15 protein-coding genes and 1 riboswitch are annotated in these 19,677 nt (G+C 71.0%); of the genes, 8 read left to right on the top strand and 7 right to left on the bottom strand.

Going from position 1 to position 19,677, the window contains the following annotated elements; genetic code table 11:
* Positions 1 to 111: 111 nt before the first annotated feature.
* Entirely contained in the window at positions 112 to 1,026 is a 915-nt protein-coding gene (locus tag AC5Y43_RS14895; RefSeq protein ID WP_499974022.1) for an SDR family NAD(P)-dependent oxidoreductase, read from the top strand.
* Entirely contained in the window at positions 1,023 to 2,612 is a 1,590-nt protein-coding gene (locus tag AC5Y43_RS14890) for an AMP-binding protein (protein WP_499973633.1), read from the top strand. The genes AC5Y43_RS14895 and AC5Y43_RS14890 overlap by 4 nt, the downstream gene beginning before the upstream one ends.
* Before the next feature lie 30 nt (positions 2,613 to 2,642).
* On the opposite strand, the gene AC5Y43_RS14885 is transcribed toward AC5Y43_RS14890, so the two are convergent.
* The 3 genes from AC5Y43_RS14885 to AC5Y43_RS14875 all read right to left on the bottom strand — a co-directional run bounded on the left by AC5Y43_RS14885 (position 2,643) and on the right by AC5Y43_RS14875 (position 8,526).
* The gene (locus AC5Y43_RS14885) at positions 2,643 to 7,502 is read right to left on the bottom strand and encodes a cation-translocating P-type ATPase (RefSeq protein WP_499973631.1); all 4,860 of its coding nucleotides are present in this window, start codon (positions 7,500 to 7,502) and stop codon (positions 2,643 to 2,645) included.
* 371 nt (positions 7,503 to 7,873) lie between these two features.
* Positions 7,874 to 8,098: a hypothetical protein gene (locus AC5Y43_RS14880; protein ID WP_499973629.1), complete on the bottom strand. Its 225-nt coding sequence runs from the start codon at positions 8,096 to 8,098 to the stop codon at positions 7,874 to 7,876.
* Positions 8,099 to 8,151: 53 nt separating this feature from the next.
* Positions 8,152 to 8,526: a nuclear transport factor 2 family protein gene (locus AC5Y43_RS14875; RefSeq protein ID WP_499973628.1), complete on the bottom strand. Its 375-nt coding sequence runs from the start codon at positions 8,524 to 8,526 to the stop codon at positions 8,152 to 8,154.
* 97 nt (positions 8,527 to 8,623) lie between these two features.
* Between AC5Y43_RS14875 and AC5Y43_RS14870 the strand changes: the two genes are divergently transcribed.
* The 3 genes from AC5Y43_RS14870 to AC5Y43_RS14860 all read left to right on the top strand — a co-directional run bounded on the left by AC5Y43_RS14870 (position 8,624) and on the right by AC5Y43_RS14860 (position 12,173).
* Positions 8,624 to 9,499, top strand: coding sequence for a rhomboid family intramembrane serine protease (locus tag AC5Y43_RS14870; RefSeq protein ID WP_499973627.1), 876 nt, complete (start codon positions 8,624 to 8,626; stop codon positions 9,497 to 9,499).
* Complete coding sequence (locus AC5Y43_RS14865; RefSeq protein WP_499973625.1) at positions 9,496 to 9,966, top strand: SRPBCC family protein; 471 nt, start codon at positions 9,496 to 9,498, stop codon at positions 9,964 to 9,966. The genes AC5Y43_RS14870 and AC5Y43_RS14865 overlap by 4 nt, the downstream gene beginning before the upstream one ends.
* 206 nt (positions 9,967 to 10,172) lie before the next feature.
* A complete protein-coding gene (locus AC5Y43_RS14860) occupies positions 10,173 to 12,173 on the top strand; it encodes an acyltransferase family protein (protein ID WP_499973623.1) in 2,001 nt (666 codons plus the stop codon).
* Positions 12,174 to 12,177: 4 nt separating this feature from the next.
* Here AC5Y43_RS14860 and AC5Y43_RS14855 read toward each other — a convergent pair whose 3' ends face one another.
* On the bottom strand, positions 12,178 to 12,837 hold the full coding sequence (locus AC5Y43_RS14855; protein WP_499973621.1) for an O-methyltransferase: 660 nt from the start codon (positions 12,835 to 12,837) through the stop codon (positions 12,178 to 12,180).
* A 61-nt stretch (positions 12,838 to 12,898) separates the two neighbouring features.
* Positions 12,899 to 13,076, top strand: a riboswitch (M-box (ykoK) riboswitch).
* Positions 13,077 to 13,353: 277 nt separating this feature from the next.
* Here AC5Y43_RS14855 and AC5Y43_RS14850 point away from each other — a divergent pair.
* Complete coding sequence (locus AC5Y43_RS14850) at positions 13,354 to 13,557, top strand: hypothetical protein (RefSeq protein ID WP_499974047.1); 204 nt, start codon at positions 13,354 to 13,356, stop codon at positions 13,555 to 13,557.
* A gap of 34 nt (positions 13,558 to 13,591) precedes the next feature.
* A complete protein-coding gene (locus tag AC5Y43_RS14845; protein WP_499973620.1) occupies positions 13,592 to 15,370 on the top strand; it encodes an NRAMP family divalent metal transporter in 1,779 nt (592 codons plus the stop codon).
* A gap of 1 nt (position 15,371) precedes the next feature.
* Here the strand turns inward: AC5Y43_RS14845 and AC5Y43_RS14840 are convergent, their stop codons facing one another.
* Positions 15,372 to 16,316: an NADP-dependent oxidoreductase gene (locus AC5Y43_RS14840; RefSeq protein WP_499973619.1), complete on the bottom strand. Its 945-nt coding sequence runs from the start codon at positions 16,314 to 16,316 to the stop codon at positions 15,372 to 15,374.
* A 148-nt stretch (positions 16,317 to 16,464) separates the two neighbouring features.
* Here AC5Y43_RS14840 and AC5Y43_RS14835 point away from each other — a divergent pair, with 148 nt between their 5' ends.
* A complete protein-coding gene (locus AC5Y43_RS14835) occupies positions 16,465 to 17,088 on the top strand; it encodes a hypothetical protein (protein WP_499973617.1) in 624 nt (207 codons plus the stop codon).
* A 34-nt stretch (positions 17,089 to 17,122) separates the two neighbouring features.
* Here the strand turns inward: AC5Y43_RS14835 and AC5Y43_RS14830 are convergent, their stop codons facing one another.
* Both AC5Y43_RS14830 and oxc read right to left on the bottom strand, forming a co-directional pair.
* A complete protein-coding gene (locus tag AC5Y43_RS14830; RefSeq protein WP_499973616.1) occupies positions 17,123 to 17,878 on the bottom strand; it encodes a L,D-transpeptidase in 756 nt (251 codons plus the stop codon).
* Positions 17,879 to 17,988: 110 nt separating this feature from the next.
* Entirely contained in the window at positions 17,989 to 19,674 is a 1,686-nt protein-coding gene (gene oxc / locus AC5Y43_RS14825; protein WP_499973615.1) for an oxalyl-CoA decarboxylase, read from the bottom strand.
* Between the last annotated feature and the right edge of the window lie 3 nt (positions 19,675 to 19,677).

Genomic DNA, 19,677 nt, shown 5'->3' with positions numbered 1-19,677 from the left:
GGTGCTATGGCCCCCCGCGAGCGCGCCGCGGTCGGTGTGTTTCGCTAGCTGTGGTCCGAGTCGAGGCGCGCGGTCAAGCCAGGAGCCGCGTCCCCCGGCGTGCCATTCGGAATGATTGCGGCAGTGAACGTGAACGCGATAACCCAGCCCTTCTCGAGGGCCGTTCGGGCGGCCACCGACCGATTGGCCAACCCCGCGCGGGTCACCGATCCCGACCGGCTGCGCGGCGCCGTCTCCGGCAAGACCGTGTTGGTGACCGGCGCGTCCTACGGCATCGGCGAGGCGACCGCCCGCAAGATGGCCGCCGCGGGGGCGACGGTGCTGGTGGTCGCCCGGTCGGCGGACCGGCTCGAGGACGTCGCGGCGGCCATCAACGCCGGCGGGGGCCGGGCCGTCGCCTATCCGACCGACCTGTCCGACGAGTCGGCCGTCAGCGAGCTGACGAAGCAGATCAGCGAGAACCACGGACCGCTCGACATCGTGGTGAGCAACGCCGGAAAGTCGTTGCGCCGGTCGCTGCATCACCAGTACGACCGCCCGCATGACTTCCAGCGCACCATCGACATCAACTATCTGGGACCGATCTGGCTGCTGCTGGGGCTGCTGCCGGGAATGCGCGAGCGCGGTGGCGGGCACATCGTGAACGTCTCGAGCGTCGGGGTGCGGGTCGTGCCCGGCCCGCAGTGGGGCGCCTACCAAGCGTCCAAAGGCGCTTTCGATCGCTGGTTGCGCAGCGTGGCACCGGAATTGCACGCCGACGGGGTCGACGTCACGTCGGTCTATTTCGCGCTGGTGCGCACCCGGATGATCGCGCCCACGCCGATCCTGGGCCGCCTTCCCGGCCTGTCCCCGGACGAGGCCGCCGACGCGATCGCCAAGGCCGTCATCGAGCGGCCCCGCACCAGCGAGCCACCCTGGGTGTGGCCCGCCGAACTGGCCTCGGTGCTGCTGGCCGGTCCCGCCGATCGCGCGGCCCGGCTCTGGTATCGGCGGTTCTTCTCCCGCCCCGACGAGGCGCGGCGATGACCGTCCTGGTGTCCGGGGACGGCGTGGCCGCCACCGCGGCCAGGGCGCTGCTGCGGTCGGGGCTGCTCAGCCCACCTTCGCCGATCGCCGGGGTGCGGCTCGTCAACGAGGCGCGGCGCGGCGGCACGAACCCCTACACCCTGTTGGCGGTCGCGGCGGCCCGGTGGCCCCACCGGACCGCGATCGTCGACGACGACGGTGCGCTGACCTACCGCGAGCTGCGTGCGGAAACCGAATCGCTCGCCACTGAATTGCCGGAATTGCCGGGCGGCGGCGCGGTGGGCGTCATGTGCCGCAACGGGCGCGGCTTCCTCGCGGCGTTCTTCGCGGCCGCGCTGGCCGGCGCCGACGTCGTGCTGGTCAACACGGATTTCCGCGACGACGCGCTGGGCGCGGCGCTGGACGCACACCGGATCACGACGATGATCGCCGACGCGGAGTTCGCCGAACGCGTGCGCGCCGCGACTGGCGCCGCAGCGTCGGTCGCCCTCGTCGACCCGGCGACCGTCGGTGCGCGCGACGAGCGGGGGCGGCCCGCCAGACCGGCGGTGGCCGCGCCCGGGCGGATCGTGCTGCTGACATCGGGCACGACCGGCAAGCCCAAGGGGGTGCCGCGCACTCCGCAGCTGCGTTCGGCGGTCGGCGTCTGGGTGACGATCCTGGATCGCACCGGGTTGCGCACCGGATCGCGAATCTCGGTGGCAATGCCTATGTTTCACGGGCTGGGCCTGGGCATGCTGATGCTGACGGTGGCCCTCGGCGGCACCGTGCTGACGCACCGCCACTTCGACGCCGAGGCCGCGCTCGCGCAGGCGTCGCTGCACCGCGCCGACGCCTTCACCGCGGTCCCGGTCGTGCTGGCGCGCATCCTCGACCTGCCGCGGCGGGTGCGGGCCCGAAACCCGTTGCCCTACCTGCGGGTGGCGCTGTCCAGTGGCGACCGGCTCGATCCCGCGCTGGGGCAACGGTTCATGGATTCCTACGGCGACGTGCTCTACAACGGTTACGGCTCAACCGAAGTCGGCATCGGCGCGCTCGCGACGCCGGCCGACCTGCGGGAGGCTCCCGAGACCGTCGGCAAGCCGGTCGCCGGCTGCCCGGTGCGCATCTTCGGCAAGAACGGCCGGCCCGTCGGGCCGCGCGTCACCGGACGCATCTTCGTCGGCGGCGAACTGGCAGGCGAGGGCTACACCGACGGCGGGGCGAAGGCCGTCCTCGACGGCATGACGAGCACGGGAGACATGGGCTACCTCGACAATGCGGGGCGGCTGTTCATCGTCGGGCGCGAGGACGACATGATCATCTCCGGCGGCGAGAACGTCTACCCGCGCGCGGTCGAGAACGCGCTCGCCGAGCACCCCGACGTCGCCGACAGCGCGGTCATCGGAGTCCCCGACGAGCGGTTCGGTCAGCGACTGGTCGCCTTCGTGGTCCGCCGCCCGGGCGGCCGCATCGACCCGGCGACGCTGCGGGACTACTTGAAGGGCAAGGTGTCCCGCTTCGAACAGCCGCGCGAGATCAACTTCGTGGATGCCATTCCGCGGAACCCGGCGGGCAAGGTCGTGCGCAAGGCGTTGCCGACCTGAGGGTCTCCGTGGGCGGCCTTGTCCGGCTCATCAGCCGCCGGGCGTTCCGTCCTCGTTGGGTTCCAGTGCGGCGACCCGGCCGGCCAGCCAGTTGGGCGCCAACACCGACACGGCGGTGGCGCCCGCCGTCGAACCGATTACGCCGGCCCAGGCGACCGGGCCCAGCGGCGTGCACCCGAAGAATTGGCTGACGCCGGGTGTTTGGACGATGGCGACCAGGACGCCCGCGCTGCCCAGCGCCGTGCCGATGACGAGGGGGCTGTGCCGGCGGGTCAGCAGGGTCTGCGCGAGCTGCGTGGTCACCAGCGCGGTGAGACCCATTGTCGCGGTGCGGCGTTCGGTGCCCGGCGTCCAGCGCCCGATCGCCCACGCCGCGGTCGCGCCCGCGGCCGTGACGGCGCCGCGGGTGACGATCTGGCGCATGAGCGGCGCGTCGAGCGAGGGCGGGGGTTCGGACAGTGCCGCGAGCTGAAAGGCCCGCTGCAACTCCTCGGCGTCGAGATCGGCCTCGGCTTCGGCGTCCTCCTCGGGCTGCGGGTACTGCGGCGTGACGGCGACCGCGAGCGCCGGAAACATGTCGGTGAGCAGGTTCACCAACAGCAGTTGGCGGGTGCCCACCGGCGCGCGGCCGGTGCCCAGCGCGGTCCCGATGATGGTGAAGAGCACCTCGCCGACGTTGCCGCCGACCAGAATGCTCACCGCGTCGCGCACACCACCCCACATGCCGCGGCCCTCGACCAGGGCGTCGAGCAGCACGCCGAGGTCGTCGTCGGTCAGGACGATGTCGGCGGCGCCGCGCGCGGCCGACGACCCGCGACCGCTCACCCCGATCCCGACGTCGGCCAACCGGATCGCGGCGGCGTCGTTGGCCCCGTCGCCGACCATCGCGACCGCTTGGCCGCCGCGCTGCAGCGCGGCGACGATCTGGACCTTCTGCTCTGGGCTGACCCGGGCGAACACCTGGACGTCGGCGGCGAGGCGGGCCCGGTCGTCCTCGTCGAGGGCGGCGAGTTCGGCGCCGCTCACCTCGCGGGCGTCCGAGGGCAGGCCCAGTTGTCGCGCGATCGCCCGCGCGGTCACCGGGTGGTCGCCGGTGATCAGCACCACCCTGCGACCCGATTCCACCAGCGCCTCGATCAGCGGCCGCGCCGACGCCCGGGCGGTGTCGGCCAGGCCGACGTAGCCGATCAACTCCAGGTCGTGCGCGGCGGCGTCGACCTCGTCGGCGTCGGTGTCCTCCTCGGTGGTCCCGTGCTCCCAGCGGCGCTGCGCCACGGCGAGCACGCGCAGGCCCTGTTCGGCAAGGCGCAACACCAGCGACTCGGCACGTTGCCGATCGGCGGCGGAGTCGGCGAAGCGGCAGCGCGGCAGGATCTCCTCGGGAGCGCCCTTGACCATCAGCATCGGCGCGGCCCCATCGGCCGCCGTGCCTGCCGCCACCGTGCCGATCGAGGCGGAGTAGCCCCGGCTGGACTCGAACGGCACCTCCGCGAGCACCGTCCAGTCCGAATCGCCTTGGCCGTTCAGGGAATTCGCTGCGGTGAGGATGGCTTCGTCGGTTGCGTGCGCGTGTCCCTGCCCGTTGTGCGGCTGGGTGCAGGCGCGGGCGGCGGCCCGCAACACCCCGACGGCTCGCGGGTCGGTGCCGTCGAGGAAGGGGTCGTCCGCGTTCGTGGTGTGCGGCACGCTGCGCACCAGCCGCAGCCGATTTTCGGTGAGGGTGCCGGTCTTGTCGAAACACACCGTCTGAACGCGGCCGAGGGCCTCGACCGCCCGCGGCGTGCGGACCAACGCCCCCTGCCGCGACAACCGCTGGGCGGCGGCGAGTTGGGCCAGGGTGGCCACCAGCGGCAGGCCCTCCGGGACGGCCGCGACGGCGATCGCGACGCCGTCGGCGACGGCCTGGCGCAGCGTGCTGCGGTGCGCCAACGCCAGACCGGCAACCGCCGCGCCACCGGCCAGCGTCAGCGGCAACACCTTTCCGGTCAATTCCCGCAGCCGCGCCTGCACCCCGGCGGCCGACTCCACGTCGGCGATCGCCGAAATCGCCCGCTGCGCAGCGGTTCCCGCCCCGGTGGCCACGACGATCGCCCGCGCCCGCCCCGCGACGATGGTGCTGCCCTCGAACAGCATGCTGGCCCGATCCGAATCGGCGACGGCGACGGGCTCGACCTGCTTGTCCACCGGCAGCGACTCACCGGTGAGGAACGATTCGTCGACCTCCAGGTCCTCGGCCACCAGCAGGCGCGCGTCCGCCGGCACCACTTCCGGGGCCGCCAGGTCGATGATGTCGCCGGGGCGCAGCGACTTCGCGCTCACGGTGACCGTTCGTTCGGTGGAACGGGCGGCCTCCAGCCTCCGGTGTGCCGTCGCCACGGTGGGCAGCACCACGCGGCGCGCGTGCTGGTCCTGCTCGGCGAACAATTCGGCGACCGCCGCCTCGGCCCGCAGCCGTTGCACCCCACCGGCGATGGCGTTGGCGGTCATCACGCCCGCGACCAACAGCGCGTCGATGTTGCTGCCGACGATCGCCGACGCCGCCGCCCCTACCGCCAGGATCGGGGTGAGCGGGTCGGCGAGCTCTGCGCGGGTGGCCACCAGCAAGCGCCCCGCCCGGGCCGCCGGTCCGCGCAGCGGCGCGACGAGCGGGTTGTAGGACAGGTCGTCGAGGACCTGCCGCCAGGGCGCGACACCGGGCTCGACGGCCAGGGGCCGGGTGCGGCCGGTCAGGCGCGAATAGACGATCTCGGGGTCCAGGGCGTGCCACGCGGTCAGCGGTTGGGGCGTGGGATCGGACAACCGCAGGACCCTGCTGGCCGAAAAGGCGCCCGCCACCAGGGCCGCCGCGGCGGCCGCGTTGACCGGGTTGAGCCAGCGCTGGATCGCCAGGGGGTTGACCGAGCGGGGGTCGCCTCCGGTCACCAGCAACAGGCCGGCCAGCGTGCTGCCGCCCTTGGCCAGGCGCACCGACGACTCGGTGGCCTCCCGGGCCACCGGCAGCGCCGACAGGATCCGCACCGCGGCTGCAAGGTCGGTGCCGGTGATGATGTCGGCGGTCCACGGCGTCGCGGCCTGCGGGTCGTCCAGGGCCACCCCGACGTCGGCGATGGCCAGCGCCGCCAACGTGTCGGTCGACGCGAAATCCCGGTGCAGGGCGGTGATCAGCAGCACCGGCCCGCGATCGGTTCGCAGGTCGCGGACCAATTGCAGCAGTGGCGTGCCGGCCGGATGACTCACGGCGACGCTGGCGGTGAGGTCCTGGGTCCCGGCGACGTGCCGCAGCACCACCCGGGCCCCGGTCCGGTGCGCGGTCTGCAGCAGCGGGATCGCGAACGGGTCGACCTCCCATCCCACGTCGACGCCGCCGACGCGTTCCCCGTCGACCACGAGGTCGGCGCGTTCGAGCCCCTGCGCCGGCGCCGCCGACGGCCCCTGCGCCCGCACCCAGCGCAGCCGCGCGCCGGTGGCCGGCAACTCGTCGGGGTCGGGCTCGGGTGCCTCCTCGCCGTGCAGCAGCGCGTCGGCGACCTCATAGACCCGGTCCTCGTCCCAGCCGGGGATATCGCCGCGCGCCTCGAGCACGGCGCGGGCGTCGCCGCGCAGCGCGGCCCCGTCGATGACGACCACCTTCACCCGATCCAGCCGGCGCAGCGCGCCCGGGTCGAGGATCAGCTGCCCGTCGTTGGCCAGCCCGCGGCCCAGGACCGCGGCGAACGACTGACGGCCCGCGTGCGCGGCGCGCGGCACGCCGGCCAGCAGCGCCCCCGCCGCATCCTCGGTGCCGCCGCCGGCCAGCAGCGCCCCCGCCGCCGCCACCAGCGACGCGTTGGCGGCCTGGTCCGTGTACTCCTCGACCGGGCCGGCCATCGACCCCTTCGCGGTGTCGATCGCGGCGTCGATCGCCCCGCCGACCATGACGTGGGAGACCTCGCCCGCGGCCGCCGCGGCCCAGTTGTGCCGCGGGGCGTGCGAATTCGGCCCGGCCGACGAGATGACCGGCACCACCGGGGCCTGCGGGCGCTTGGGCGTGGCCAGCTCCGGCTCCCGTTCCCGCCAGCGCTGGCGATGCGCCGACGCCTCGGAGATCTGCAGGCCCCGCTGCGCGAGGTCCAGCAGCGGGGTGCCCACGGCGTGGGTCAGCCCGTTGGCCAGGGCCGTCGACGCGCTGAGCGCGATGTCGGTGCCGACGCGGCCCAGCCGCGACTCCAGGACGGCCACCACCCGCGGCTGGTGATTGAGCAGGGCCGCCGCGGCGCGGGCGCTGCGGGGCGCGACGGGCAGCCGGCCCAACCAGCCGGTGACCGCGGCGCCGATCGCCGCGACGTCCATCGCCGCCGCGGTGAACGGCACCACGATCGCCAGGGGATTGCCGGGGTCGGCGAACGGCGCGGTCCGGACCGCCGGCTTCGGGCCCGTCGACGCCAGGTCGGTGGCCACGTTGCAGACCGTTTCGCGCACTTCGTCCAGCACATGATCGGTGTCGGCGTCGGCGTCGAGCTCGAGCACCAGCCGGCCCAGGGCTCCCTCGACGTGCGCCGAGGCCACCCCCGCGATCCTGCGGACCGGTTCCTCCACCACCGCGGCATGCTCGTGCCAGTCGGGGAACGGCAGCAGCGGATCGAGGTCCAGATGCAGCCGGTTCCCGCTCTGCCAGCGCACCGGCGGCGGGACGCCGTTACGGGAGGGGTCGGGCGCGGTGCCCACGCCGATCGCGCGGCCGGTCGTGTGCGCCATCGACTGGACCACCGGGCCGGCCAGCTCGACGACGGGGTTGGTGAACGTCTGAACGGCCTCCGCGGCACCCGCCGCGGTGGCGACGCCGGCTCGCACCAACTGGGCGGCTCCGCCGGTCACGCCAGCGACGACACTGGCCACGCCCGGAACCTTCACTCCACCACCCTTCGACTCCCGCGCCCAATGATCCTGCCGTGTTCGGGGCCTGTCCACATACCTCTCTGGGTGGGCGGCCGCGCGGTCACACCTACGAGTGCGGCGCGTCGAGACTCGCTTACCAGGGGGTGCAATCGCTTCCTGGCACACAGATTACCGGGTTCGCGGCGGGCCAAACCTGTTCGACGGGCGTGGCCGGACGGGCCCGGCGCCGGTGCGGGCACCGGTTGCGGCCGGAAGCGACACGGTCGCGTGTGATGGCTGCCGAACACGTTGGCGGGCAAGGCATTACGAGGGCGGGCCGGAAAACACGAATGCGCGGTAGCCGTCGACCGGCCACGCGCGCACGCTGTGGGTTCGCGGAATACGGGCTATAAAATCCGGTGATTCGCCCTGCCGACGTGATAGCCGGCCGGAAAAGACTTCTCGATGACCTGTAACTGGTGGTCAACCCTGGACTCGAGTTCGAGAACCACGCAGCTGTCGCTGACGGTTTTCGCTTCGAGAACTATGTACCGCTGACCACAATCGGTGATCGGGTCGCCCGAGTGCAATTTCTCGACCGCCACCGACTCCGGTGTTCCGTCCGCCTCCATCCATGACACGTTAGGTCAATTGCAGGGGTGAGGGAATAGGCCTCGCCGCCGCGCTAAGCGCGGTCTCCGCCCGGCTGCTTGAAGAACACGCTGACGCGAGAGATCAGGCCGTCCGCGCTGCGCTCGAACACGAGGCATTCCGGCCACGCGGCGACGGCGCCGTCGATGAAAAACGACTCGGTCAACTCGACGTAGGACAGGCGATCGTCCACGTGCGACACGCGGGTCACGTCCAACCGGTGGCGCTCGAGGTTGGTGATCACCTTGCGCAGGTAGGCGACGTAGCGCTGTTTGCCCTCGACGGCGTCGCAGAACGGGCCTTGCCGGGTAAAGCCGTCCTCGGCGATGGTCGTGGCCAGGCCGTCCCAATCGTGCGCGGCCAGACACCCAAGGTAGCGCTCCACCACGCCGGCGCCGGCGTCAGTCACACCGCGACCTCACGAAAAACACAGTAGGGCACCGCTTCGGCGCGCGGAAACACCGCTGAAAACACCGAAGGGCCGGCGACACGGCGAGAATGGTGCGATGAGTGCACCGGGCGCGGCCGGCCGGCCGGATTCGCCGGCCGAGGGGCCCACCTGCTACCGGCATCCCGATCGCCAAACTCACCTGCGCTGCAATCGATGTGAGCGGTACATCTGTCCGGACTGCATGCGCGCCGCCGCGGTCGGCCACCAGTGTGTGGAATGCGTCCGGGCCGGCGCGCGGACGATTCGGCGGCCGCGCACCCGCCTCGGCGGGCGGCAGCGCTCGGGCCCTCCGGTGGTCACCTACGCGCTGATCGCGTTCGACGTCGCGGTTTTCGTCGCGCAGCTGGCAGCGGGAGGCCTGGAAGAGCAGCTGGCCCTGTGGCCGCCGGCCGTCGCCGACGGCCAGCTGTATCGACTGGCCACCTCGGCGTTCGTCCACTACGGCGCCGTGCATTTGCTGCTGAACATGTGGGCGCTGTACGTCGTGGGTCCACCGCTCGAGATGTGGCTGGGCCGACTGCGATTCGGGGCGCTGTACGCGTTGAGCGGGCTCGGTGGCTCGGTGTTGGTCTATCTGCTGTCGCCGCTCAGCGCCGCAACCGCGGGCGCGTCGGGTGCAATTTTCGGTCTTTTCGCCGCGACGTTCGTGGTGGCGAGGCGCCTCGCCCTCGACGTCCGCGGCGTCGGGGTGGTCATCGTGGTCAACCTGATGTTCACCTTCGGCGCCCCGGCGGCGGGCGCGCGGCCGATCAGCTGGCAGGCGCACATCGGGGGGCTCGCCACCGGCGCCGTGGTGGCCGCGGCCTATGTCTACCCGCCGGTCCAACGGCGCAACGCGGTGCAAGCCGCGGTGACCATCGTCGCTGTGGCGTTGTTCGCCGCGCTGATCTGGTGGCGCACGAACGATATTGTCGCGGAGGTTTTCCCATGAGCTGGTTGGTCGCGCGATCCGAGCACACGCTGTCCGAGGACGTGCCGGCGCCACCGGACGACGTCCGCGATTTCTATGTCGATCTGGACAACATCAAAATGGTCCACCCGCTGATCGTGTCGGTGCAGGCCACGTCGCGCACCGAGACGCCGGAGGGCTACCTGCAGCGCTATCGCGTGGTGGACCGGATCCCGTTGGGGCCATTCACCATCCGGATCACCTACCGCGCGCGCCTGCAGGTCCGAACCGACGGCGACGTGCTGACCGTGATGACCGAGGCTGATCAGTCACCGGGGGTGCGCCTGCGCGGCACGGTCAGCTTCACCCCGATAGGCGGCGGCACCCGCATCACCGAGTGGATCCGGATCGCCGCGCCGCGCCCGTTGGCGCCGGTGACGGCGCGCGAGGCCGTCAAGGCGCACCACGAGATGCTGGCGGGCATCCGGCGCCACTTCGAGTCCCGGTGAGTCCCGCATGAGCCCCGCGTGTCGTCTGCCGAATCCGGCTGCGTCGCAACTAGGCTTGCTGCGATCAAGAGGAGGGGCAGCGACGTATCGGCAGCAACTTTGGCGCCGGACGAGGTGGTCAGGGCGCGCTAGCGGAGGACTCTGAGCCGGGCGGGAGGCACCCCGCCCCGGCGCGTGCTGCCCGGCGACCTCGATGGGTTGCCCCGGTGCGCCGCGTCGGCCGGCTCGGGATCTGGGACCAACCCGAACGGCGCAGCGGCATTCCCGCGCTGGACGGAATACGCGCGATCGCCGTCGCGCTGGTGCTCGTCGGGCATGGCGGCATCCCCGGCGTGGGCGGCGGCTTCATCGGCGTCGACGTCTTCTTCGTCCTCAGCGGGTTCCTCATCACCTCGCTGCTCCTCGACGAGCTCCGGCGCACCGGTCGCATTGAGCTGACCGGCTTTTGGATCCGGCGGGCGCGACGGCTGCTGCCTGCGCTGCTGTTGATGGTGCTCACCGTGGGCGCGGCCCGCGCGCTGCTGCCCAGCCAGTCGCTGGGCGGATTGCGCGACGACGCGATCGCCGCGTTCCTATGGGTGGCCAACTGGCGGTTCGTGGCCCAAAAGACGGACTACTTCACCCAGGGCGCCCCGCCGTCGCCGCTGCAGCACACGTGGTCGCTCGGAGTGGAGGAGCAGTACTACTTCATCTGGCCGGTCCTGCTGATCGCGGTGACCCTGCTGTTGGCCGCGCGGGCCCGGCGTTACTTCCGCCGGGCCACCGTGGGCGGGGTGCGGTTCGCCACGTTCGTGATCGCCACCCTGGGTGCGCTGGCCTCGGCGGCGGCCGCCATCGCCCTGGCCTCCGACAGCACGCGGGACCGGATCTATTTCGGCACCGACACCCGCGCGCAGGCGTTGCTGGTCGGCTCGGCGGCGGCGGCGCTGCTGGTGCGGGATTGGCCGTCGATGAACCGCGGCTGGTGCCTGATCGGGTCCCGCTGGGCGCGGCGCGTCGCCCGCCTCCTGCCGCTGCTCGGCCTGGCGGGTCTGGCGGCGGCGACGCACTATGCGACGGGCGCCGCGGGCGAGTTTCGCCACGGCCTGCTGATCGGGGTCGCCATCGCGTCCGTCCTCGTGATCGCCCCCGTGGCACTGGAACAGCGCGGGGCCGTCGCCCGCGTCCTTGCCCTGCCGCCCCTGGTGGGACTGGGCACCGTCTCCTACGGCGTCTATCTGTGGCACTGGCCAATCTTCTTGGCCCTCAACGGCGAACGCACCGGATGGTCCGGGCTGCCGCTGTTCGCGGCCCGCTGCGCCGCCACCGTGGCGGTTGCCGCCGCGTCGTGGTGGCTGATCGAACAACCGATCCGCCGCTGGCGGCCGGTGCGGGTGCCCCTGTTGCCGCTGGCCGCGGCCGCGGTGGCCAGCGCCGCCGCGGTGACGCTGCTGGTGATTCCGGTGGGCACCGGGCCGGGTCTGCGCGAACCGGGCCTGCCGCCGGGCGTGTCGGCAGTCGCCGCGGTGTCTCCCTCACCGCCCGGGGGCGGACGTCCGGCGCCGCGCGATCCCCACCGGCCCTTCACGGTTTCGGTATTCGGCGATTCGATCGGGTGGACGTGGATGCACTACCTGCCGCCGACACCGGGGTTCGCGTTCCTCGACCACACCGTCATCGGCTGCAGCCTGGTGCGCGGCACCCCCTATCGGTACATCGGGCAAACGCTCGAACAGCGGCCGGAATGCGACGGCTGGCCGATTAGGTGGTCGGCGCAGATCGCCCAGGACCAACCGGATGTCGCGCTGTTGATCATCGGCCGCTGGGAGACCGTCGACCGGGTCAACGAGGGGCAGTGGACCCACATCGGCGACCCGACGTTCGACGCGTATCTCAACGGCGAACTCGAGCGGGCGCTGAACATCGTGGGCTCCACCGGTGTTCGCGTGATGGTGGCCACCGTGCCCTACAGCCGCGGCGGCGAAAAGCCGGACGGGCGCTTGTATCCCGAGGATCAACCCGACCGGGTCAATCTCTGGAACACGATGCTGCGCAAGACCGTTGCCCACCATCGAGGCGTCCAAATCCTCGATTTGAACAAAAAGCTGTGCCCCGACGGCGTTTACACCGCCAAGGTCGACGGCATCAAGGTGCGCAGCGACGGCGTGCACCTCACGCCGGAAGGGGTGAAGTGGCTGACACCGTGGCTCGAGGAATCTTTGAGATAAACACCTAATTGCCGGTGCGGCAGCTGATTTCCATGCTGTCGGCGTCCCGGACGTTGAAGTTGAAGCTCACGTACCCGTTGGCCGGGTTGCGCACGCGGTCGAGATAGGGCCGGGTGTCGGCGGCATTGGCGTTGTCGGCCACCACCAGCGCGCCCGTAGCCAGCCGCGGTTCGAGCAGCTCGAGCACCGGCAGGTAGAGATCCTTCCAGCCGTCGAGCAGGACGAATTCGACGGGCCTTTCCAGGTCGGCCAGCGTGGTCAGGGCGTCCCCCTCGAGAATGGTGATCTCGTCGGCCAAACCGGTCTCGGCGAAGGTCTGCCTGGCCGCCGCGATCTTGGTGTTGCTGAGCTCGGTGGTCACCACCCGCCCGGTGCCGTTGTCGCGCACCGCCGACGCCAGGTGCACGGCCGAGATGCCGAAGGACATCCCGAATTCGACGACCGTGGCCGGCCGGGTGGCGCGCACCAGCGCATAGAGCAGGCGGCCGGCCTCCGGCGTCACCGGGATGTAGAACTCGCTCATGGCCTCGGCGCGCTCCTGCGCGCTCATCGGGCGGTCGAAATCGCCGTGGCGCTCACGCAACTTCGACATCTGATCCTTGGTTTCGGCGTACATCCGGTCGAGCACCGAAGCGACGTTCGGCTCCTGCAAACTGTTGGCCATGACGTCGAGGGTAGGCCCCGAGAGTTTGACGACCACCAGGCCGCGGGGCAAGATGGTCGTGCAAGCACCTCGGTAGGTGAGGCGTCTGCACGGATACAGGCCACTGACCCCGAACGTCGAGAGACGCCCCGGGTCAGGACAGCTCTTCCCGGACCCAAGGGTTGAGCCCAAGTGGCTTCCGGCTCTCAGCGAGCGGGATACGCCGTGCAGTGCCGAAGCTCCGGCGAGAGGGGTGCAACCGGCGGCCCGCCGGTTGTTCGTGCCTCTTCCGTTCAGGTGAATGTGACGACACCCGCGTGTGTCCCGGCCGTGAGGAGGTGAGGGCGAGATGAGTCCCGGCGACAGTTCTTATCCGAATTCCGTCTTGTCCCGATCCGGTTCCGGCCTTCTTTTCGCCGCCTGACCTTTCCTGGACGCCCGTCGGCCCCGCGCGTGGCCGGCGGACAAGTCCGGGCTCAGTCGACGCGGGCGTTCCGAACGCCACGAGCCGATCGGGCCCTCCGAAAGGGAAAGATCATGGCTTTTGTTGTTGCACAACGCTTTGCCGGTCTCACGAGCGGACCGGGCCGGATGGGCCGGCTGCTCGCCGGCAAGCTGCACGCCCGCAGCGCCCTGACTCCGCAGGAGCGGGCCAACCTCTACGTGTCGCGGACCCCGATCGCGGTGGTCACCGCGTCGCTCGGCGGGCATCCGTCGGACCGCGCGGGCACCTACCGGTGAATCGTTCGATTGCGTTGAGATAACGGAGAATTCGATGGCCTTGAGCTCGACCCGGCCGCTCGGCACGGCCTCGGTACCGGACACCACGCCGCGCGCGTCTGGCCAGGCCGTGCTGGATTCCGCGCACGCCGGCGACATCGTCGGCGCGTTCGGGCGCATCCGTCTGGACGGCACCGGCGGCGCGCCGGGTGGCCGCTGGCGGCGACTGCGGACGCTGATGGTCATCACCGGGCCCGGCCTGATCGCGATGGTCGGCGACAACGACGCCGGCGGCGTCGCGACCTACGCCCAGGCCGGGCAGAACTACGGGATGGGCCTGCTGTGGGCGCTGGCGTTGATGATCCCGGTGCTTTACGTGAACCAGGAAATGGTGCTGCGGCTCGGCGCGGTCACCAGGGTCGGCCACGCGCGGCTGATCTTCGAGCGCTTCGGCAAGTTCTGGGGCGCCTTCAGCGTCGGGGACCTGTTGATCCTCAACGCCCTGACGATCGTCACCGAATTCATCGGCGTGGCACTGGCACTCGGCTTCCTCGGCTGCCCCAGGATCGTCGCGATCCCGGCCGCGGCGGTGTTGCTGTTCGCCGTGGTGGCCGGGGGCTCGTTTCGCCGCTGGGAAGCGTTGATGTTCCTGCTGATCGCGGTCAACGTGCTGATCATCCCGATGGTGTTGCTGGTGCATCCCGCCCTGAATCGAAGCGCCGCGGGGTTGGTGCCGCAGTTCCCGGGCGGGCTCAACTCCACCGTGCTGCTGCTGGTCGTCGCGATCGTGGGCACCACGGTGGCGCCGTGGCAGTTGTTCTTCCAGCAGTCCAACGTGGTGGACAAGCGCATCACGGCGCGGTGGATCCCTTACGCGCGAGCCGATTTGATCATCGGGATCGTCGTGGTCATCGCCGGGGCGGCGGCGCTGATGGCGGTGACGGCCTTCGGGTTGGCCGGCACCGCCGACGTCGGGGCCTTCACCGATGCCGGCGCGGTCGCCTCCGCCCTGTCCAGGCATCTGGGCGGCACGGTCGGGATCCTGTTCGCCGTCATCCTGCTGGACGCGTCGCTGATCGGGGCCAACGCCATCGGGCTGGCCACCACCTACGCCATCGGCGACGCGATGGGCAGGCGCCACTCGTTGCACTGGAAGATCAGCGAGGCTCCGCTGTTCTACGGTGGCTACGCGCTGTTGCTCGCGGTGTCGGCCGCGGTGGCGTTCAGCCCCGATCACATCCTGGGCCTGGTGACCCAGGGCGTGCAGGCGCTCGCCGGGGTCCTGTTGCCCTCGGCGACCGTGTTTTTGGTCCTGCTGTGCAACGACCGCGCCGTGCTCGGCCCCTGGGTAAACACGGTGCGGCAGAACATCTTCGCGTGGACCATCGTGTGGTGTCTGGTGCTGCTGTCGCTGGCGCTGACCGCGACGACGTTCTTCCCGGGCCTGTCCACGGTCACCATCGAGGCCGGGCTCGCCGCCGGTGCGGCGGTGGGCATCGCCGGCGGTGCGGTCGCGATCATCGTCGGTCGGCGGCATCGCGACCTGCGTGAGGCAGAGGCCATCGTGGGGACGCTCGGCGGCGGCCTGGATCCCGAACAGGTCGACGAGCTCGACGACACCCCGCTTTTGACGCGCGCCGAACGCCGCGCCGTCCGCCGGCAGGACCGGGCGAGCTGGCAGACACCCGGCCTCGCCATGCTCGACCGGCCCGCCATGTCGCCGATCCGCCGGGTTGGGCTGTTGACGTTGCGCGGCTACCTGGTGGTGGCCGTCGCGTTCGTGATCATCAAGATCGTGCAGGCCGGGGTCATCGGACCGGCGATCTCGTTCTGAATCATCGCGAAACGTGCGGCAGCAGAGCGATTTTGCCGCGGGTGTGTCGCTTCTCGAGTTCTTCGAACGCGTCGGCGACCCGGTCGAGCGGATACGTCGCGGCGACCTCGAAATCCAGGGTGCCCGAGGCGACCAGGTCGGCCATCTCGGCGAGCACGTCGCGTGTCGACGCGTCCACGCTGCCCTCGGTCTTGGCGCCGACCTCGCCGGCCTTCGCAAACGAGATGATGGTGTCGATTCGCTCGGGCGCGACGCCGAGGTCCACGGCGAGCTGGACGTAGTCCGGGCCGAAGAGGTCGATGAACGCGTCGATTCCGTTGGGCGCCGCCGCCCGCAGCCGGTCGGCCAGCCCGTCGCCGTAGGGGATCGGGGTGACGCCGTGGGCGCGCAGCCAGTCCGAGTTGCCCGGCCCCGCGATGCCCAGCACCACCGCCGCGCGCAGGACCAACAGCTGCACGACGAGGCTGCCGACCCCGCCGGCGGCGGCCGACACGGCGACGGTCTCGCCCGGCTGCGGTGCGACCGCGCGCACGGCGGCGTACGCCGTCGCCCCGACGACGTACAGCGAACCCGCCACCTCCCAACGCAATTGGGGAGGCTTACGAATCAGTTGATCGACGGGCACCGCCGTGTGGGTGGCGTGGCTGGAGCGGCGGAAGCTGAACCCCAGGACCTCGTCGCCGACGGAGAACTCGGTGACGCCGGGCCCGGCGACCGTCACCACACCCGCCAGGTCGCTGCCCTCCCCGGAGGGGAAGGTGGCGGGGAAGATGTCGTGCATCGCGCCGGCTCGGATGGCGGCCTCGCCGGGGTTGATCCCGGCGGCGCGGACCTCGACCACGACTTCGCCCGGCCCCGGCGAGGGCATGTCGACGTCGGCCACGTACAACACGTCGCGGTCCCCGTAGCGATCGAACCGCACGGCGCGCGCCCTCGCAGCCGTCATCGTGTGCTCCTCAACCCCCGAACGGCCCATGCCCACGCCAGCATAGGCGCGCCTCCGGGCCGGGCGTGCCGCGTCCTTGTCCCGTCCGGCGTTTCGCAGTAGCGTCAGGCGCCGCGGCCGAACTGTGGATCGAGGCGGAAGGAACGCCATGGAGCTCGCTCGGATTGCCGTCGCCGGCTGGGCGGTCGCCACCATGGTCGTCGGCGCCGCGGCTTCCGGGTGCGGCGGTCGCCACGAGGCCGCGTCGCCGCCGCCGTCCACGTCTTCGACTACCAGCGCCGCCACCGCATCCAGCGGTTCGGTGACCAACCCGTCCCCGGGCCGGCCCACCGATTACAGCTCGTTGCTGATCAAGCCCAACGACATCGGCGGAGATTTCACCACTCCCCAACCGCCCGTACAGAATCCGAACAACGCGGCCGGTGTCGCACAGCTGTACGCCGGCCCCGACAACAGCCGGCTCATCGGGATCACCATCTTGATTGTCAACGATCCCACCGTCATCCCGGCGGGGATCGAGAACACCAAGACGAATTACGTCGGCAGGGTCAGCGGCACGTGGCAGCCGGTCGGCGTCGGCGCCAACGGCTTTGTGATTTCGGGGAGTTCGCCGGGCAACGCCCACGCGGTGACGGTGCTGTTATTCAGCGAGGGCAAGGCGATCGTGAACATCGAATTCGACAGCGCCCCGGACCATCCCGTCGATCCGGCCGTCGCGATCGAAGTCGGTCGCAAGCAGGACGCGGCGATCAAGGCCGGACTGCCGAGCTAGCACCCGCCCACGCCGGCCTAAAAGACGAAGACGGTCAGGCCACGACCTCGATGGGGTCGCCGACGTTGACCTGGTTGAAATACCACGCCGCGTTGTCCGGGCTCAGGTTGATGCAGCCGTGGCTGACGTTGGCGTGGCCCTGGGAATCGACCGACCACGGCGCCGAGTGAACGTACACACCGCTCCAGGTCACCCGAACCGCGTACTGGGCGGTGATCTTGTAGCCCTCGGGTGAGCTCAGCGGGATGCCGATGGTCCGCGAGTCCATCACCACGGTGCGCTCCTTCTCCAGCGCCGTGAAGTTGCCGATCGGGGTCGGGCGGCTGGGCTTGCCCATCGAGGCCGGCATCGTGCGCAGGATTTCCCCGTTGCGGCTGACCGTGAAGGTGTGCCCGGACAGGCTGGCGACGCCGAGGAATGCGTCGCCGGTGTCATAGCCCGTCGTCAGGGCCTGCACCCCGACCGAGACGTGGGTGTGGGCGGGCCAGTAGTGGTTCGGAACCCACTGGACGACGTTTCTCTCGAGCCACTCGAAATGGCCAGGCATCCTGACCGGCGACGTGACCCGGATGGAGCGTTCCGCGGCACCCCGGTCCGCGACGGGGGCGGTGAACGTGACCACGACGGGGTGCGCCACGCCCACCACCGCGCCGTTAGCGGGCGAAACCGAGGCAACTTTGGGCATCGGTTCGGGCAGCGGCACCGCCGCCACGCCGCGCGCGCCGCTGCCCAACGCGCCCATGCCCGCGATCGCTACCATCACGAACAGATAACGGACCGCTCGGCGCATGGCGTTCATCCTTCGGGATGCTTCAACGGACACAACGGTATTCTACTGGCTGTCGGATCATTGCGTTTCCCAGCAAACAATGACGGGTTCGCTGGGCCGACCGATAGCCGCTAGGGCGTGGCGGTGCTGGCCGGGTTGCGGCCGGCCAGGTGTCCGCTTTCCACGCCGGCCGCCGGGTCCAGTTCGCAGTCGATCACCGACGGTGCCCCGGAGGCGATCGCCTCGGCCAGCGCCGAGCGCAGCTCGGACGGCGTGGTGACGTGATATCCCTTGCCGCCGAACGCCTGCGCGATCAGCTCGTGCCGCGCCCGCGCGTTCAGCACGGTCGGCGCCGGATCGTTACCGGACGGCGACTCGTCGCCTCGGTACACCCCGCCGTTGTTGAGGATGACGACGGTCACCGGCAGCCGGTACCGGCAGATCGTCTCGACTTCCATGCCGGAAAAGCCGAACGCGCTGTCGCCCTCGATCGCGACGACGGGATCGCCGGTCTCGACGGCGGCGGCGATGGCGTATCCCATGCCGATGCCCATCACGCCCCAGGTGCCGGTGTCGAGCCGGTGCCGCGGCAACTGCATATCCAGGACGTTGCGGGCCAGGTCCAGCGCGTTGGCCCCCTCGTTGACCACGTATGTCCCCGGGTTGTCCTGCAGCACAGTCCCAATGGCGCCCAGCGCGTTGTAAAACCGCATCGGGTGCGGGTCTTCGGCGAGGCGCTCGCGCATCTTGGCGTCGTTGCGGGCCCGGCGATCGGCCAGTTCCGTGGTCCATTCCGTGGGCACGGAGACGGGATGCGCGGCCAGGGCCTCGCCCAGCGCCGATGTCACCGAGCCGATGTCACCGACCAGTGGCGCGGCGATCGGTTGGTTGCTGTCGAGTTCGGACGCCGCGATGTCGACCTGCACGAACTGGGCGTCGGCGGACCACTGCGGCGATTCCCCGTGGCCGAGAAGCCAATTCAGCCGCGCCCCGATCAACAGCACCACGTCGGCGCGGGCGATGGCCAGCGAGCGCGCGGCCGCGACCGACTGCGGGTGGGAATCCGGCAGCAGCCCCTTGGCCATCGACATCGGCAGGAACGGCATCCCGGTGTCCTCCACGAACTTCCGGATCGCGTCGTCGGCCTGCGCGTACGCGGCTCCCTTGCCGAGCACGATCAGTGGTCGCCGGGCCCGCCCCAGCACGGCCAGTGCCCGCTCGACCGCGTCCGGTGCCGGCAGCTGCCGCGGGGCGGGATCGACCACGCGCCACACGGTGTGAGACGCGGCCGCGGCGTCCAGCGTCTGGCCCAGGACCTCGCCGGGGATGTCGAGGTACACCCCGCCCGGGCGCCCGGAGACCGCGGTGCGAATCGCGCGGGCCACGCCCAGCCCGATGTCCTCGACCCGGCCGATCCGGTACGCCGCCTTCACGAAAGGCTTTGCGGCGCCGAGCTGGTCGAGATCCTGATAGTCACCGCGCTGCAGATCCACCATCGCCCGGTCGCTCGAACCCGAGATCTGGATCATCGGGAAACAGTTGGCGGTCGCGTTGGCCAGTGCGGGCAGTCCGTTGAGGAAGCCGGGCCCGGACGTCGTCAGGCACACACCCGGACGCCGGGTGAGGAATCCGGCGGCGGCGGCCGCGTTGCCCGCGGAGGCCTCCTGACGAAACCCGATGAAGCGGATACCCGACGCCTGCGCGGTGCGCGCCAGGTCGGTGATCGGGATGCCCACGAGACCGTAGATGGTGTCGACGTCGTTGGCCTTGAGGGCGTCCACGACGAGGTGGAAGCCGTCGGTCACACGTGTGGTCATGGG

The sequence above is a fragment of the Mycobacterium sp. NGS57 genome (assembly GCF_059812405.1).
Note: the sequence above shows the minus strand (reverse complement) of the source record. Positions and strands in the feature narration are given on the sequence as shown.